14 protein-coding genes and 1 other RNA gene are annotated in these 16,079 nt (G+C 56.5%); 14 read left to right on the plus strand and 1 reads right to left on the minus strand.

Going from position 1 to position 16,079, the window contains the following annotated elements; translation table 11 throughout:
- Positions 1-467: 467 nt before the first annotated feature.
- Positions 468-821: a transfer-messenger RNA gene (gene ssrA / locus K7J14_RS03055) on the minus strand.
- Between the two features lie 280 nt (positions 822-1,101).
- On the opposite strand from ssrA, the gene K7J14_RS03060 reads away from it, so the two are divergent.
- The 14 genes from K7J14_RS03060 to K7J14_RS03125 all read left to right on the plus strand — a co-directional run bounded on the left by K7J14_RS03060 (position 1,102) and on the right by K7J14_RS03125 (position 15,868).
- Positions 1,102-1,821 carry a septal ring lytic transglycosylase RlpA family protein gene (locus K7J14_RS03060; protein WP_230752968.1) on the plus strand — a complete coding sequence of 240 codons (720 nt, stop codon included), beginning with the start codon at positions 1,102-1,104 and terminating at the stop codon, positions 1,819-1,821.
- Complete coding sequence (locus K7J14_RS03065; protein WP_230752972.1) at positions 1,787-3,097, plus strand: sensor histidine kinase; 1,311 nt, start codon at positions 1,787-1,789, stop codon at positions 3,095-3,097. Before K7J14_RS03060 ends, K7J14_RS03065 begins: the two co-directional genes overlap by 35 nt.
- A complete protein-coding gene (locus tag K7J14_RS03070; RefSeq protein ID WP_230752975.1) occupies positions 3,094-3,777 on the plus strand; it encodes a response regulator transcription factor in 684 nt (227 codons plus the stop codon). Before K7J14_RS03065 ends, K7J14_RS03070 begins: the two co-directional genes overlap by 4 nt.
- A 123-nt stretch (positions 3,778-3,900) precedes the next feature.
- Positions 3,901-5,166: an ABC transporter substrate-binding protein gene (locus K7J14_RS03075; RefSeq protein WP_230752978.1), complete on the plus strand. Its 1,266-nt coding sequence runs from the start codon at positions 3,901-3,903 to the stop codon at positions 5,164-5,166.
- A 65-nt stretch (positions 5,167-5,231) separates the two neighbouring features.
- A complete protein-coding gene (locus K7J14_RS03080) occupies positions 5,232-6,140 on the plus strand; it encodes a carbohydrate ABC transporter permease (RefSeq protein ID WP_230752981.1) in 909 nt (302 codons plus the stop codon).
- Between the two features lie 54 nt (positions 6,141-6,194).
- A complete protein-coding gene (locus tag K7J14_RS03085) occupies positions 6,195-7,049 on the plus strand; it encodes a carbohydrate ABC transporter permease (protein WP_230752983.1) in 855 nt (284 codons plus the stop codon).
- A gap of 522 nt (positions 7,050-7,571) precedes the next feature.
- Complete coding sequence (locus K7J14_RS03090; RefSeq protein WP_230752984.1) at positions 7,572-9,485, plus strand: DEAD/DEAH box helicase; 1,914 nt, start codon at positions 7,572-7,574, stop codon at positions 9,483-9,485.
- Positions 9,486-9,695: 210 nt separating this feature from the next.
- Positions 9,696-10,361 (plus strand): hypothetical protein, encoded by a 666-nt coding sequence (locus K7J14_RS03095; RefSeq protein ID WP_230752986.1) that lies wholly within the window; start codon positions 9,696-9,698, stop codon positions 10,359-10,361.
- Positions 10,358-10,654, plus strand: a complete 297-nt coding sequence (locus tag K7J14_RS03100; protein WP_230752987.1) for a winged helix-turn-helix domain-containing protein — start codon at positions 10,358-10,360, stop codon at positions 10,652-10,654. The genes K7J14_RS03095 and K7J14_RS03100 overlap by 4 nt, the downstream gene beginning before the upstream one ends.
- 23 nt (positions 10,655-10,677) lie before the next feature.
- A complete protein-coding gene (locus tag K7J14_RS03105) occupies positions 10,678-11,358 on the plus strand; it encodes an ABC transporter ATP-binding protein (RefSeq protein WP_230752989.1) in 681 nt (226 codons plus the stop codon).
- Between the two features lie 4 nt (positions 11,359-11,362).
- On the plus strand, positions 11,363-12,685 hold the full coding sequence (locus K7J14_RS03110; RefSeq protein WP_230752992.1) for an ABC transporter permease: 1,323 nt from the start codon (positions 11,363-11,365) through the stop codon (positions 12,683-12,685).
- Between the two features lie 24 nt (positions 12,686-12,709).
- Complete coding sequence (locus K7J14_RS03115; RefSeq protein ID WP_230752994.1) at positions 12,710-13,966, plus strand: ABC transporter permease; 1,257 nt, start codon at positions 12,710-12,712, stop codon at positions 13,964-13,966.
- A gap of 13 nt (positions 13,967-13,979) precedes the next feature.
- Entirely contained in the window at positions 13,980-14,753 is a 774-nt protein-coding gene (locus K7J14_RS03120) for an outer membrane lipoprotein-sorting protein (protein ID WP_230752995.1), read from the plus strand.
- Entirely contained in the window at positions 14,747-15,868 is a 1,122-nt protein-coding gene (locus K7J14_RS03125) for a hypothetical protein (RefSeq protein WP_230752997.1), read from the plus strand. Before K7J14_RS03120 ends, K7J14_RS03125 begins: the two co-directional genes overlap by 7 nt.
- Positions 15,869-16,079 lie beyond the last annotated feature (211 nt).

Here is a 16,079-nt window from a genome sequence, read left to right on the forward strand (position 1 = left end):
CACATTATCGCGTCAGCGGGTCGGCGCCCTTTCGCGATCGACTCGCCCCCGTCTCCCTTATTAAAACAAAAACCGCCCTTGCGGGGCGGTTTTCGTTTTTTGGAGATGGGGGGAGTCGGCTTTCATTCGCCGACGTCCTGTCGGCTCATTCCAGCCCGCGCTCAAGGGCTGGCGCGCGCGTCCGGCGCGCTTTTCCTCCCGCGGGTCGGCGCCCTTTCGCGATCGACTCGCCCCCGTCTCCCTTATCAAAACGAAAACCGCCCTTGCGGGGCGGTTTTCGTTTTTGGAGATGGGGGGGGAGTCGGCTTTCATTCGCCGACGTCCTGTCGGCTCATTCCAGCCCGCGCTCAAGGGCTGGCGCGCGCGTCCGGCGCGCTTTTCCTCCCGCAGGTCGGCGCCCTTTCGCGATCGACTCGCCCCGTCTCCCTTATCAAAACAAAAACCGCCCTTGCGGGGCGGTTTTCGTTTTTTGGAGATGGGGGGAGTCGAACCCCCGTCCTGAAGAGAGATGCAGGGGCGTCTACAGGTTTAGCGATGCGAGTTGATTGTCGGGATCCGGTGGCAGCACCGCAAGCGTCGGCTCCGTATCCTGGTTAAAGTCCCTCCCGCTGTTCAGGCCCGGCGGAAAGCAAGCTCCGGTTGGCGTCGGAAGGTCCGGATGCTTCGGAGCAGCATCATCCGGTTTCCGCGCTCTGCTGCTTACGCGGCGAGAGCGTAACTGTCGTTAGTTTCGGCAGTTATAAGTTTTGCCCGTTCAGAGGACAGGCGGCCTCACCTGCAACCCAAGCAACAACCTCCACAGTCGAAACCGGTGCACCCCCGAGAAAACTGATATAACCTCGGAGAGGTTATATCAGTTTTCTCTTCGAGTTTCGTCCTTCCGGACAAAACTCGCGACATGAAAAATCATAGCGTTTCAAGGGTTAAGATACGGAGTTAGGGGGCAGGTGTCAAGGTGCCCCGGATTTTCTTTTGGAAGGGATGGGTGCGGGAAGGGAAACTTTTTCTTTGAAAGAAAAGGTTTCTCTTCCAGCGGAATCGGATATTCAAGGTCGTTCCTTTTTTTTCCGATAGTAACCGTATACGGGAGGATTATTGTACATGAACAAAAAATACGGTTGTCTGGCGTTTTCGCTTCTTCTGGCGGCCTTCGCCGCGCATGCGCAAAGCGAGATTATCAAGCTCGACGCTTCGATTTCCTGGTACGGAGCCGATTTTCACGGCAGGCCGACTTCCAGCGGGGAAATTTTCGATATGAATGCGATGACGGCGGCTCACAAAACGCTTCCCTTCGGCACTATGCTGGAGGTTGTCAACCTGGATAACGGAAAAAAAGCGGTAGTGCGGGTGAACGATCGCGGGCCCTTCGTGGACGACCGCGAGCTCGACGTTTCCAAGGCGGCGGCCGAGCAGCTGGGCATCATAGAGTCGGGGTTGGGCAGGGCGTCGATTCGAAAAATAGGCGCTGAATCCGCGGTTGCGGCTGTTGAACAGAAGGCTGTTGAACCAAAATCAGCCGATCCCGAACCGCTGAGCAAGGAATCCCGCGAGAAGCTTTCTACGCCGGCTGAGGCCGCCCCGAAGGCAGCTTCAGGCTCTGTCACCTGGCGCATTCAGCTGGGGTCTTTTTCCCGCGAGGAAAACGCGACCCGCCTGGTGGTGCGCCTCCGCGAAGCCGGCTTCGATCCCGCGTTCGAGAAGTTCGGCGAAATGACGAGGGTCGTGCTTGCGGGCGTTCAGAACGCCCAGCTCGACGATGTCAAAGCCCGATTGAAAAAAGCAGGCTATGGCGACTGGATCGTCAAACAGGAATCCTGGTAAGGATATTCGCATCAACGCGTTACGCGCTTCCCCGTCGGGAGCGTCCCGCAGCTCCTTCGCAACTCCGATTGCCGCCGCTACGGTTTTTTTCTCCGCCGCGGCGGCTCTGTCTCTCCGCGCCCTCCGCGCGGAGGGTTTGCCGGATAAGGCGTTCGAGCAGCTGATAGCCGTCTGCGTCGTCTTCGCGCTGTCGAGTTTCATTTTATACAGCGAAAGCCGCGAGATCCGCTTCGCCGTCTATCCTGTCAAGCTGTTCTGCATCTTTTTCGTAACACGGGCGGTCGAGCCCGGAATTTCACCGTTCATTTTTTTCCTCCTCGCATACACCCTTGAAACATGCTGCATGGATTCGCCGGCCTTCATACCGGTGTTAAGCATTCCCGCCCTTGTCCTGATATACGCCGGCTCGGCGCAGCGGTCGGCATGGAACGAGCTTCTTTCTCCCGGATCAGCGGAAGTATTTTACATCCTCGTGCTCAGCGCGGCCGGTGCGGGATTGATCGGAGCGGTGTTCGTCCGTTCTCTGAAAGAAAGAAACAGATTGAAGGCGGAAATCGCGCGTCTTGAAGAAGCGGTCGTGCATCTCGCGTCCACGAACAACGCATGGCAAACCTACGCTACTTATATAGAAGAAACTTCAAAAGACGAGGAGCGCCACCGCATCGCCAGGGAAATTCACGACATTGTCGGATATTCGATGACGAACCTTTTGATGCTGGTCCAGGCGGCTTTATACTCTGAAAACCAGGAAAAAATCACCGAACTCCTTCAAAAAGCGCAGGCTCATATCAACGACAGCCTTGAGGAAGTGCGGACGGCCATGAGAAAACTCCGTTCGACCAGAAAAAAAGCCTTGCACGGCAGCGACCTGTTCCGGTATCTTGCCGGAAATTTCAGCAAGGTGACCGGAATACGGGTTACAATGGAGTTCATCTCGTTTCCGGGAAAACTGACGGCCGAGGCCGAGGAAGCGATCTACCGAATGCTCCAGGAATGCATGACCAATTCATTCAAGCACGGCAAGGCGACTCGGATCGGCATATCGTTCTGGTTTCAGGGAGACGAGCTGATCGCGCAGATCAGGGACAACGGACAGAAGAAAACTGAAGAGGTTCATTCCGAAGGAATCGGTATACAGGGCATGCGCGAACGGATCGAGGCGATAGGAGGAAGGCTCTCCATGAAGCACGAAAAAGACGGCTACACCGTAGTCGCGGCGATTCCGCTGCTCCGGGAGGGTACAGGTCGGATGATAAACGAAGAGGGCGCTCCATGAGCGAAACGATGCAAAAGACGCGCATTCTGCTCGTCGACGATCAATATCTCTTTTTGGAAAGCCTGAAACTCGTCCTGACGACGCTCGCGCCGGATTTCGAAATAGTCGGAACGGCGCAAAACGGCGAGGAAGCCCTCTCCTTTCTGGAAACGGAAGCCGTGGACGTAGTGCTGATGGACGTGTATATGCCGGTGATGGACGGAGTCGCCGCGGTGCGCACAGCGATGAAAAAGCATCCCGGCGTTTCGGTGATCATGCTCACCACCTTTGAAGACGACGATTACGTTACCGAAGCCCTGGCCCAGGGTGCGAAGGGATACCTTTTAAAAAACATCGCGCCCCATATGCTTGTTACCGCCGTCAGGGCTGTCGTTTCCGGTTCTATTCTGATAGATCCGAACATCGCCTCCTCTCTGATCCAGCAGCTCAAGGAGAGAAATCCGCACGAGAGCGGCCAGCACAGCCTCCCCGACTGGTATTACGAATTGACGCAGCGGGAGAGGGGAATCATCAAGCTGATACTCCGGGGTCTTTCCAATAAAGAGATAGCGGCCGAAATCCACGTAGGCGAACAGACGATCCGGAATTATGTGAGCACCATCTACGATAAACTTTCCGTCACCTGCCGAAAAGAAGCGATATTGAAAACCAAGGACATCCCGCCCTTCTATCTGGACTGACTATTCCCGCCTGAATATGACGCTCTAAGTACAAAACCGCGTACATTTGTCATTTGACCGCCGCGCCGGGCGCTCCCATACTGAAGCTACACACGGGTTCATGCCCGAAAGAAGGAGATAGGAATGGGAAAGAAAATCGCTTTTCTGGCCGCATTGGCAGTCTGCATCGCCGCGGCGCCGCTCGCCGCCGGAGGTTCGAAGGACGCGGGAAAATCCGCAGGTCCGGTATTGACGATGGGATCCTGGCGCGCGGACGACGTTGCAGGATGGAACGCTTTGCTCGGCGAATACAAAAAGCTCGCCGGAGTCGAGATTCAATTTAAGCCGACGAACCCTCCGGACTACAACGCGACGCTGCGCCTGCAGCTTGAAAGCGGAACCGGCCCCGACCTGATGTTCGCCCGATCCTACGACACCGGAGTCGACCTCTTTAACAACGGCTTTTTCGCCGACGTGAGCGGAGTAAAAGGGCTTCAGGAAAATTTCACCGAAGGCACCCGCGCTCCCTGGGTTACCCCGGACGGAAAATCGTTCGCGGTCCCCCTGTTCGCCGTTGTGCAGAGCATCTACTACAACAAGGATATATTCGCGAAGCACGGACTGAAGGCTCCCGCTACCTGGGAAGACTTCCTCAAGGCTTGCGAAACGCTGCAGAAGGCGGGAGTAACGCCGCTGGCGAACGGGCTTGCCGACGAATGGGACATAAACGAATGCTTTATGATGGGAATTCTCCCGAATTTTGTTGGAGGATACCAGGGACGGCTCGCCTATGAAAAGGGAAAGAAGCCCTTCAACGACGCCGGAATCGTAAAAGCCTTCCAGGCGATGGCGGACGTCGCGAAATACTGCCCCAAGGGATTCGAAGCGCTTACCTATAACGACTCGATCGCCCTGTTCGCGACCGGACAGGCCGCTATGTACGCAGACGGTTCCTGGTCCCTTGATTCCTTCAAGGACGCGCCCTTTAAATGGGGCAACTTCGCCTTCCCCGCTCCCGCCGGCATGAAGAGCGCGATCTGCTTCCATGCGGACGCGGGAATCACGATGAACTCGAAGTCCAAATACCCCGCGGAAGCGAAAGCATTCCTTGAATGGCTGTGCACGCCGGCCGGAACGACTATCGCGGCGAAATATCTGCCCAACGGCTTCTATCCTATGATCAACGCAGACATCAAGATCGAGGACCCGCACAGCGCCGAGCTGTATTCGCTCATCAGAGGCAAGGATCAGGACGTCCGTTTCACCTGGCCGCGCCTCATGAGCGGAAATCCGTCCGGATACGTTCTGATGAATCAGGGCGTCATCAAGGTTATGAAGGGGCAGGCTTCCGCGCAGGCGGTTGCGGACGAATTCGCAGCAGGCCTTGCAAAGTGGTATAAACCGAACTGACGACAGGAATGCCGCCGGCCGGATCTGTTCAGGAGCCGGCCGGCTCCGCATCAAGGAGATTCCGAATGAAGAAGAACGCCCTTACGCAATACAGCTGGTACCTCTATCTGATCCCGGCTCTGTTATTCTATACCATCTTCATGGCGCTGCCGCTGCTGGATTCGATCCGCATGAGCCTGTATACAGGAGGAAGCGGGGAACGCAGCTTCGTCGGTTTCGACAATTACCTCAGGCTTTTTTTGGATCCCGATACCTCTGAACGGTTTTGGGGCGCTTTCGGTAACACCTGGTATTTCTTTTTTATAAACATGATCTGCCAGAATTTTCTGGCGCTGATATTCGCCCTGATGCTGACCGAACGAAACATGAAGGGATCGAGGTTCTACCAGACGGTCATCTTCATTCCGGTGACGCTCGCGATTCTGGTCACCGGTTATCTGTGGAAGCTTATTTTGAATCCGCAATGGGGAGCAGTCGCCCTGATTCTGGGAAAACTGGGCTTGGAAGATCTTGTAAAGCCCTGGCTCGGCGACGCCCGATACGCGCTCACCGCGGTCGCCCTGGTTTCCTCATGGCAGTGGGTTGGAATTCCCACCATGATGTTCTTCGCGGGACTGCAGAATATTTCCGAAGAACTGATCGAAGCCGCTGAAATAGACGGGGCTTCTAAAATCCAGAAAATCGCCGCCATCAGGCTTCCCCTCATTAAACCGGTGATCGGCATGGTCGCGGTGCTCACCTTCGTGAACAACTTCAACGCCTTCGACGTCGTATTCGCCATGGAAAACGCGAACGGAGCCCCGCAATATTCGACCGATCTCATCGGCACCCTGTTTTACCGGGTCGGCATCGCCGGCCAGCATCCAGTCGGAATTCCCGACCCCGGCCTCGGAGCGGCGATCGCGACGAGCACCTTCATCATGCTGATGATCGGCGTGGTGGGCATTCTCAGGCTGACTAAAACAGAAAACTGAGCATCCCTGGACCGCGCGGAATGCGCGATTCATTCAATCATAGAGGAGCGATCCATGCGTACGAAAACTGCCATAACTCCGTCCCTGAAAATGCAAAACCGCCATATAGCTTCACATATCGTCCTCAGCCTGTGGGGACTCCTCGTCCTCTTCCCTATCTGGACGATGGTGATAAACTCGTTCAAGTTCAAGCTCGACATTTATCTCGACCCCTTCGGACTGCCGAAGAAATGGAATTTCGGCAGCTATGGCTCGGTGTTTCAGGACGGAAATTTTCTCGTCTATTTCAAGAACAGTCTGGCCGTAACCGTCGGTTCGATACTCCTGGTCCTGTTGTTCGGATCGCTGTGCTCATACGCCATCGTCAACTGGAAAAACAGGCAGACGCGATTCGTGTATCTGTTTTTCATAGCCGGCATGATGATGCCGATCAAGATCGGAAGCATCAAGCTGCTCGAGATGATCAAGGCGCTCGGATTGCTCAACTCGATAATGGGCCTGTATCCGATTTATATCGCGATGGGACTGCCGATCGCCATTTTCGTGCTCACCCAGTTCATCAGCGACATCCCGAAGGAATTGACTGAAGCGTCCGTGATGGACGGGGCGAGCAGGTTCAGGATTTACGCGCAGATCATCATGCCGATAATCAAGCCGGCTCTCGCGACGGTGGGAATCTACAACCTCGTGCCGTTCTGGAACGACCTGTGGTTCCCCCTCATCTTCATCTCCGATGAAAAATCGAAGACCCTCCTTTTGGGAGTAACCCGTCTGTTCGGCCAATATCAGACCGACTGGTCGAAGATCCTGGCGGTTCTCACCCTTTCGGCGATTCCGGTCATACTGCTCTATCTGACGATGAGCAGGCAGTTCATCCGCGGCCTGACGGCAGGAGCGGTCAAGGGGTAGCTCGTTCGCTGAAGTCGGGCGGCGGAGGTTCGCCGGGGGAGTACCTCACGAGCGGAGCGGCTTGCCAGGGGGCGCAGTTCGCTGGCGAGCAGCTCGCGGGTGGCGCAGTTCGCTGGCGAGCAGGTTCGCGGGCGGGGGCGCAGTTCGCTGGCGAGCAGCTCGCGGGCGGCGGCGCAGTTCGCGGGCGGCGGCGCAGTTCGCGGGGTCGCAGGTTCGCGGGCGGCGGCGCAGTTCGCGGGCGGGGGCGCAGTTCGCGGGCGGGGGCGCAGTTCGCGGGCGGGGGCGCAGTTCGCTGGCGGGGGCGCAGTTCGCTGGCGGCGGCGCAGTTCGCGGGCGCGCAGTTCGCGGGCGGGCGCGCAGTTCGCGGGCGGGGGCGCAGTTCGCGGGCGGCGGCGCAGTTCGCGGGCGCGTAGGTTCGCGGGGGCGCAGGTTCGCGGGCGGCCGCTGGACACTAAGGCGGTAGCTGGACACGCGGAAAGTCAAGCTATCCACGCGTTTTTTTTTGTGCTATAGTAAAAACAAATGAAATTTACCGATTTTACGCTTGATGCGGGCCTCCAGGAAGGCCTCGCCGAAGCAGGATACGTTTCCTGCATGCCTGTTCAGGAACAGGTGCTTCTTAACGGCCTCGAAGGGGCCGACCTTTACGTCCAGTCCCAGACAGGGACCGGAAAAACAGCCGCATATCTGGTGACAATCCTTCAGCGGCTCTCAAGTGATCCCGCCCTCTCCGGCAAAAAAGCTCTCGTCATGGTGCCCACCCGCGAACTCGCAGTACAAGTCGAAGAAGAAGCCCGCATTCTGGGCTCGGGAATGAAACTCAAATCCGCCAGCTTTTACGGCGGAGTCGGCTACGGCGGACAGCAGGAACTGCTGAAGCGAGGAGTCGACATCATCATCGGAACCCCGGGCCGCGTCATCGATCTGCAGGAATCCGGAACGATGGATCTGTCGCAGGTGGCCTTTCTGGTCATCGATGAAGCCGACCGCATGTTCGACATGGGCTTCTACCCGGATCTGCGAACGCTCATCAGAGTGCTTCCGAAATCCGAAGAAAGACAAACCATGCTTTTCAGCGCGACGCTCAACAACTGGGTGAAAAACCTCGCGTGGGAGTATACGATCGAGGCCAAGGAAATCACCATCGAGGCCGAAAACGTCACCGTGGACGAGATCGACCAGCTCTTGTTCCATGTATCCAGCAATGAAAAAATGAAGCTCCTCCTGGGGCTGATAAAAAAAGAAAATCCGGAAAGCCTCATCGTTTTCTGCAATACGAAGCGCATGAGCGAGATCGTTTCCAAACGCCTTAAAATCAACGGATTCGAAAGCGAGTTCCTAATCGGAGACCTCCCCCAGTCAAAACGGCTGCAGGTCATCGATTCCTTCAAGTCGGGATCACTCCGGATGCTGGTCGCGACCGACGTCGCCGCGCGGGGAATCGACGTCGATTCCCTGGCAATGGTCATCAACTACGATCTTCCGAACGAAGCCGAAAATTACGTTCACCGCATCGGCAGAACGGCGCGTGCGGGTAAAACCGGCAAGGCCTATTCCTTCTGCTCCGAACAGGACGTCTACAACCTCCCGGCTATCGAAAAATACTGCGAATCGAAGATTCCCAGCTGCGTTCCCGGCGAGGACGACTATGTAGAAGACAAGAGCGCCGGCGTGTACATCCGAACCGATCGCTACGATTCCGATTACGACGACGGCGACGATCGCCGCGGCGGTCGGAGCGGCGGAAAAAGCGACAGAAGCGGACGCCCGGGCGGCCGCGGACGAGACGACAGGGGCGGAAGCCGCGGTCCTTCGAGAGAAGGAAGCAGGGACGGCAGAAGCCGGCCTGCTGGATCGGATCAGCGAAGAGACCGCCCGAGCGATTCTCGGGACAACCGAAGAGGCCAAGGCGACAGTTCCCCGGACCCGCGCAGACAGAGCAGCCAGCCCGGCATCGGCGGCTATCAGGGCGCCGGATATCAGGGACGGGAAAAGAAAGAGGAACAGGCTGAACGGGATCTTTCGAAGCTCAGCTTCGACGAACGGATGGCCTATTACAAGTCCAAGTACGGTTCGGAGGAAGCGGCCAGGGCTGCCGAACACGAGCGGAGCGAAAAATCCGCGAAAGCCGGAAACAGGAACAATCAAAACAGAAATAGAAACCGGAACGCTTCGGGCACAGACCGAAAACCCGGCGCAGGAAAGCAATCCGACGGCCGCGGCCAGGGCGGTAGGCCGGGAGCGCAGGGGAAATCTCCGGCTCAGGATCAGAGGAACAGGAATGCGCCTGCGAAAACCGGAGGCTATCAAGGCCGTCCGAAGGCCGGCAATACAGGCCGCCCCGCTATCGCAAAGCAAAATCCCGCATCAGCTGCGGCTCCCGCCAAAAAAGGCGGCATAGCCTCCCTGATCAAAAAACTGTTTGGAAAAAAATAAACATTTATCGGCGGCCCTCACACGGCGCAACGAGAGAGCCCCGGAGATCGGTCGATCGCCGGGGCTTTTTATTATCTTCATAGACGCATTCCCTTGACAAAACATCCTTCACGCACTAACTTATGTATAAACAGGTTTATATAATAAACCTGTTTATACAAAATGCTTTTCTATGCATTACACTTTATTCAGCAATAACGGAGGATAGTCATGACGGAACAGGAAATACAACAGGCTCTGGACGATATCGCGGAACTCAAAAAAAGCGTCAAGGGACACATGCGCTTCATGACGTCCATTCTGATGGACCGGAAATTCATCTGGTTCAGCATCGCCGCCGCTGTTTTTTCCGGCTTCTTTTTTTCGGCAATCGGCTTGATGGCCGTCAGATTCGGCTCCTTCAATGCAATTCCGGGAGAAATAAAAATCGTCCTCGCAGGAATTCTGATTCTGTTTATTGGACTCTCGGGCGTGTATAAAACGCGCATCATCAGCCGCAATATCGCTCGCCGGAACGCATCATTCACCTACCGGGATCTGTTCAGGGACTCGGAGTTTACTGCCCTGTTCTCGGTGATGTATGCCGGAATGTTCGCGGTTATCGTGACGGGCGCCGTAATCGGATCGAGACTGAACGATCTCTGGATACTGCTGCCGTTCATTTCGCTGTACTACGCCTTTATCATCGCTCTTTTCGCGATCGTATTCCTTACGCCGGCGTATTTCATAACAGCCGGCTTTTCCGCCGCCTTCGGCCTCGCGGCTCTGCTGTTCATGAAATCGCATCACTTCTTCTGGCTCGCCGCATGGATGGTTATTCTCATGCTCTCATTCGCCGGAAGCATCGCTGCGGCAACCAGAAAGAAGGCTCTATGAACCGGATCGTGCACGAACAGAGCAGGCTCAAGATTCTCGTGCACCTCTCTTCGGCAGGAGGAAAGACGGCGTTCCCGGCGATCCGCGAAGCGCTGGAAATGACGGCGGGAAATCTCAGCATACAAATTAAAACGCTTGAGGAAAGCGGCTACGTCGCGACCGAGAAATCGTTCGTAGAGAACAAACCGCGGACTGAAGTATCGATAACCGAGGAAGGGCGCGAAGCACTCATTCAATACCTGGAAGAAATGGAAGCCCTGCTGGCTGGACTAAAAGCCGGCGTAAAGCCGTAAGACCGCTGAATCCGGAGGATTACATGATCGACGTTTCGTCAGTTTCAAAAAACTACATAGTGGGCGCGCAGGAAGTCCGCGCTCTCAAGAAGGTGAGCCTGAAGGTGGAAACAGGAGAATTTCTCGCCCTCGCAGGGCCGTCGGGATCGGGAAAGACCACGCTGCTCAATCTGATCGGCTGCATCGATTCGGTGACGGAAGGGATCATCTCGCTCGACGGCGAAACAATCTCGGGACTCGACCAGAATAAGCGCAACCTCGTGCGGCAGCGCAAAATCGGCTTCATCTTTCAAAGCTACAATCTCATTCCGGTGCTTACTGCCCGCGAAAACGTAGCGCTCGCGCTGCAGCTGGTCAAGGGAATCGGCGAAAAGGAGATCGCCGAACGCACGTCGAAAATACTGGCGGAAGTCGGCCTTTCAGGGATGGAAGACAGAAAACCTTCTCAGCTTTCCGGCGGCCAGCAGCAGCGGGTATCGATCGCCCGAGCCCTCGTCAAGGAGCCTCCGGTCATTCTGGCCGACGAGCCGACCGCTAATCTCGACAGCAAGACGGGAAGGGAAATACTCGCATTGATGCGCGAACTTAACGAGCAGCACGACACCACCTTCATTTTTTCCACTCACGACCCTATGGTGATGGAACAAGCTCGCGTTCTTGTAAAACTCCACGACGGAGAAATCACCGGAATCGAAAAGAGGTGACGAAATGACGATGGCTAAAATGGCGTTCAGGAACGTGTGGAGATACCGCAGGCGAAGCCTGATAACCGCGATAGCGATCGCGCTGGGAGTGCTGTTCTCCATTATGGTGGACGCGATGCTCTACGGCGCCGAGCGCGAATCCGCGCGGAATATCAGGGAATACGAAACAGGCGACGTCAAGGCGTTCGCGCCCGGATACTTCGAGGAGCGGCAGTTTCTTCCGTTCGAGTTTTTCATCGAACCCGGAGATAGACAGCGGATCGAAGCGATTTTCGCCGCCGAACGACAAGCGAACGGATCAGCGGACGACGGTACGGCGGGACTTTCTACGGCGCGCCCGGTTTCAAGGTGGGCGCCGCGGGTTGTCGGAGGGGCAGAGCTGTACTTTACGGAAGAATTTTTTCCGGTAGCCGGCTCCGCCGAGGTGAAATTCCACGCGGTCGATCCTGAGCGAGAGGAGACGGTTTTCCGCACTCCGCGGATGATCGAAAAAGGCCGTTGGCTGAAGAAGGGAGACGAAGGAATCGTGATCGGCGGCTGGCTTGCCGAAGACATCGGCGCTGACGTCGGGTACATGGTCAGCGTAGAGCTCAAGGGCCGCGGCGGATTTTATCAAACCTTCGACGCTGAAATCGTCGGCATCGCCCTCACCGACAATCCCTACGTAAACAGAAGCGCGATCTACATGGACCTCTCTCGCGCGGACGAACTCTTGGCCCTAGAAGGAGCCGTAACCGAATACGCGATCGCCTTTCCTCCGGAAGGCAAAAAGGAAAATCATCGAAAAGCGCTTTCGTCAGCCGTCGCCCGAAGCATGAACGGCGGATCTCAAGCTCCGGAAATATACGGATGGGATGAAATCGAATCGGACGCGGTCCTGCTCACCAAGACGAAAAGCGGCGGCTCCAAGGCCTACCTCTTTTTCATGTTCGTCATCGCGGCGGTCGGAATATCGAATACGATGCTGATGGCCGTCATGGAGAGAAAAAACGAAATCGGCATGCTTCGTTCGCTCGGCTACGGCAACGGCAGCATACGATGGCTCTTTCTGGTGGAAGGCTTCGCGATCGGTTTGATCGGAACCGCCGCGGGAACTCTTTTCGGCAGCGTCATCGTCGCGCTCATGGTCGAGTACGGAATAGACTTCAGCTTTATGATGCGCGAAATGGACGCCGGCTACCGGCTCACCGGAGTCATGCGTTCGGCCTGGCATCCTCAGGGAATGCTGTCCGCTATCGTCGGGGCTCTCGTCATATCGTCGGCAGTCGCGTGGTTTCCCTCGGGACGGATACTCAAGGCCGAAGTCGCCGAGATACTGAGATCTTAAGATGCGAAAGCGAAAGGATACGCTATGAAAATAATGAAGACAGCCTGGAAGAATCTCTGGCGCAACCGAGGACGAACGATTCTATCGGCGACCGCAATCGCGGTCAGCTCCTTCATCGTCATGTTCGTCATCGGATTCGAGGAAGGATTCATCGGCGATATGACGAACAACCTTACCGCGAACGTAACCGGAGATATCCGGATAATGCGGCGCGAATACGTGGAAAACGATCGGGTTTCGCCGCTGCAGTTCTACATAGAAAACACAGAGGAACTGATCGCCGCCGCGGAGTCGAACCCGCTGGTGGAGTTCGCCACGGCGAGAACCGAGTTCGGGGTCTCGCTGTACCGGGACGGCAAACAGATACCCTCTCGAGCGGTCGGCGTGGACATGAACCGCTCGAAGCTCGTGAACGGCCGCAATTCCCTGGTGGAAGCCGGGACGCTTCCGGCTCCCGGGAAGAATGAGATTCTGATAGCGACCGGCTTCGCGCGGGAAACGGGAATCAAGCCGGGAGACCGCGTAACACTGCTTACGAAAACGGCATCGAGCGGAACGAACGGACGAACCTTCACAGTCTCCGGTGTGCTTTCGGTGGCTGACGCCTCGTACCGAAACCGGGCGATCTTCCTCGATATCGAACGCGCGGGCGATTTTCTCAGGATGGGCCGCGACGCTCTGCAGATTCAAGTTTTCCTTAAAAACGGACCGACCATCAATATGGAAGACGCGGCGAAAGACGTCTCGCGGACGCTAACGGCTGCCGCGGGAGCCGATTTCGAAAAAGACTACGACCTGCGTCCGTGGTACGCCGTCAGCAGCACCTTCAGCTTTTTCAAACTCGCCTCGGTGATGTATTTCTTCATCGGAGCGATTTTCTACTTCCTTGCGGGCACGGTGATCATCAATACGACGATGATGTCGGTTCTCGAGCGGCGCAAGGAGATCGGCACACTCGCCGCCCTCGGCATGGAGAAAATCCGCATACTTGCCCTCTTTCTCGCGGAATCGTTGTGGATCGCGGTTATCGGAACCCTCTCCGGAGGAGCCGCGGGACTCGCGGGGCTCGCGGCCCTCGGCACGGTGGGCGTCGACTTCCAGAAAATGGGAGGCGGTTCGATCGACGGATTAAGCGCCTCCGAAATCATTTATCCGTCGATCAGCGCGGGAAGCGCGGCTCTCGTCGTCGTTCTCGGCATCGTCGTGACCCTCATAGCCTGCGTAATGCCGGCGCGGATGGCCACCCGCGTCGAACCTGCGGAAGCCCTTCGAGTTCAATAAGGAGACACAGCACATGAAACGAATCACACCGGCCCGCGCGATTTTTCGCCTTCTCTCTCTGGCCGCCGTTCTCGCCGGCGCCGCCGCGGTTTCGGCCCAAAGCGGAGGAGAACCGTCGAGCGCCGCCATCCTCGGAAAGCTCGAGAGCAACCAGAGTTGGAACGCCGGCAAAATAGAAGCCTCGCTTGCGGTCTCGAACCGCTTCGGCGTCACCGACAACGACTTTACCTCATGGTCGCGAAAAGGCGGCGACGCACTCATCGAAATCACGAGCGGACCTGACCGCGGCCAGAAAGTGCTCAGGCAAGCGTCTAACATCTACCTCTTCTATCCGGAAGCGGACGAGGTGATCTGGCTTAAAGGCACGGCGCTCAGGGACTCTCTGATGGGTTCCGACTTTTCCTACGAAGACCTGACCGACGACCGCACCCTCATGGACCGTTTCGACGGAGAATTGCTCGGCAGCGAAGCAGTCGACGGGGAAGACTGCTGGAGGCTCAAGCTGAAAGCGAAAAGCAAAAAGGAAACGTACCAAATTCAGGAAATCTGGGTGGACAAGACGCGCTATGTACAGAGGAAAGCCATCCTCTACAGCGCCGCGGGAAAGGCGCTCCGCTCGATGACGGCGACAGACGTCAGACCCATCGGAGGCCGCTATCTCGCCTACTCCACCACGATGACCGACCTTTTGAAAAAAAACACCTCCACAGTGATGACGATTAAAAAGGCCGAGATCGACATCGACATACCGGAGCGCTACTTCAACCGGGAGGAGCTGTCATGGTGAGGAGTCTTCTTCCGTTCGCCGCCGCCTGGCTTTTCGCTTCCGCGCTTTCGCCGCTTGCTGCGGAAATCGTTCCCTCGGCGCGGCTCGAAGCGAACGCCTCGATTCCTTCGGCCGCAGACGGCTCAGCGGCGGACTTTGCCGGAATCGCGCGGATCAGCCTTGATTCCGCGAAAAACGACGCGATAAAAGGCAGGGTGAGCTTCTCGCTCGCAGATACAAGCGGATCGAAACCAGTGGAAAACCAGCTTGCGCTCGAACAGGCGTGGATCAAGACCCGCTTTCCCTGGATAACCGAGAACTCGTCGCTCAGGCTTACCGCCGGCAAGGCGCCCCTGTCCTGGGGGCGGGGATTTCTGTACAACGCGGGAGACCCGGTATTCGGCGCAGTGCCGGAGACAATCTCGCCGGGAACGGGAGAATACCGCACCGCTACAGACTGGCTCGCATCTTTGTACCTCCCCCTCGGGGATTTCAGCTTTGCAGAATTCTTGGCGCTTCCCTATGAAAACGCGGGAGCAGGGGCGAGGCTTTTCTTCACGCCGGAGCTCGGAGCCCTCCACTCGATCGAAGCCAGCTATCTTGCCAGGGAAGCAGAAACCGTAAGCGCGGCCCACACCGCAAGCCTTTCAGCGGACGGAACGATCTGGGCGGACTGGTACGCTTCGGCCTCCCTTTCTGCTCCTTTCGAAACATCGCCGGCTCCTGAAAACATGACAGGAAGGATCTCGGGCGGCGTGTTCAGAATGTTCTCGCCGCCGGCAGTCGAAAGTCTTTCCTTCCGGCTGGAAGCCCTCTATATTCCCGCGAGTCTCTCCGACTTCGAAAACGCCCACCTCTACGGATACGCGTCGATCCAAACCGCTTTCGACGAACTCTGGTCTGTTGCAGCCCAAACCGTAATTACCCGAACCGCAGGAATCGGAGCGGGAGAAGCAGACACCGCAGAGAATAGAGCAGTATTCTTTCCGAAGTCTACAATAGCATCCCTCATCGTGACCTTTACCCCTATAAAAGGATTCTCGATGAATACGGGAATGGCGGCAATGGACATGCCGTCGCTGAGTTTTGACGATAAGGGGTTAGTCTATACGCTTGGATTTACCGCGAGTTTCTGAGACGCGTTATTCGCGGCCGAATCGGATCTCTGCCGCTCTTTTATTCCCTCCTAAAAACCCGAAATCCCGATCCGCCATCATATTCTCCTGAAATTACGGACTGTAAAGGGGTATACTCATGAGAGTCGTTCTCGATTCGAAAGAAAAGGGCGCAAAGAGCGAGTAAAGAGATATTGAAGTTTTTCACCATTTTTTACTATTTTTACCTGTA

The organism is Teretinema zuelzerae (assembly GCF_021021555.1).
Classification (GTDB): domain Bacteria; phylum Spirochaetota; class Spirochaetia; order Treponematales; family Treponemataceae; genus Teretinema; species Teretinema zuelzerae.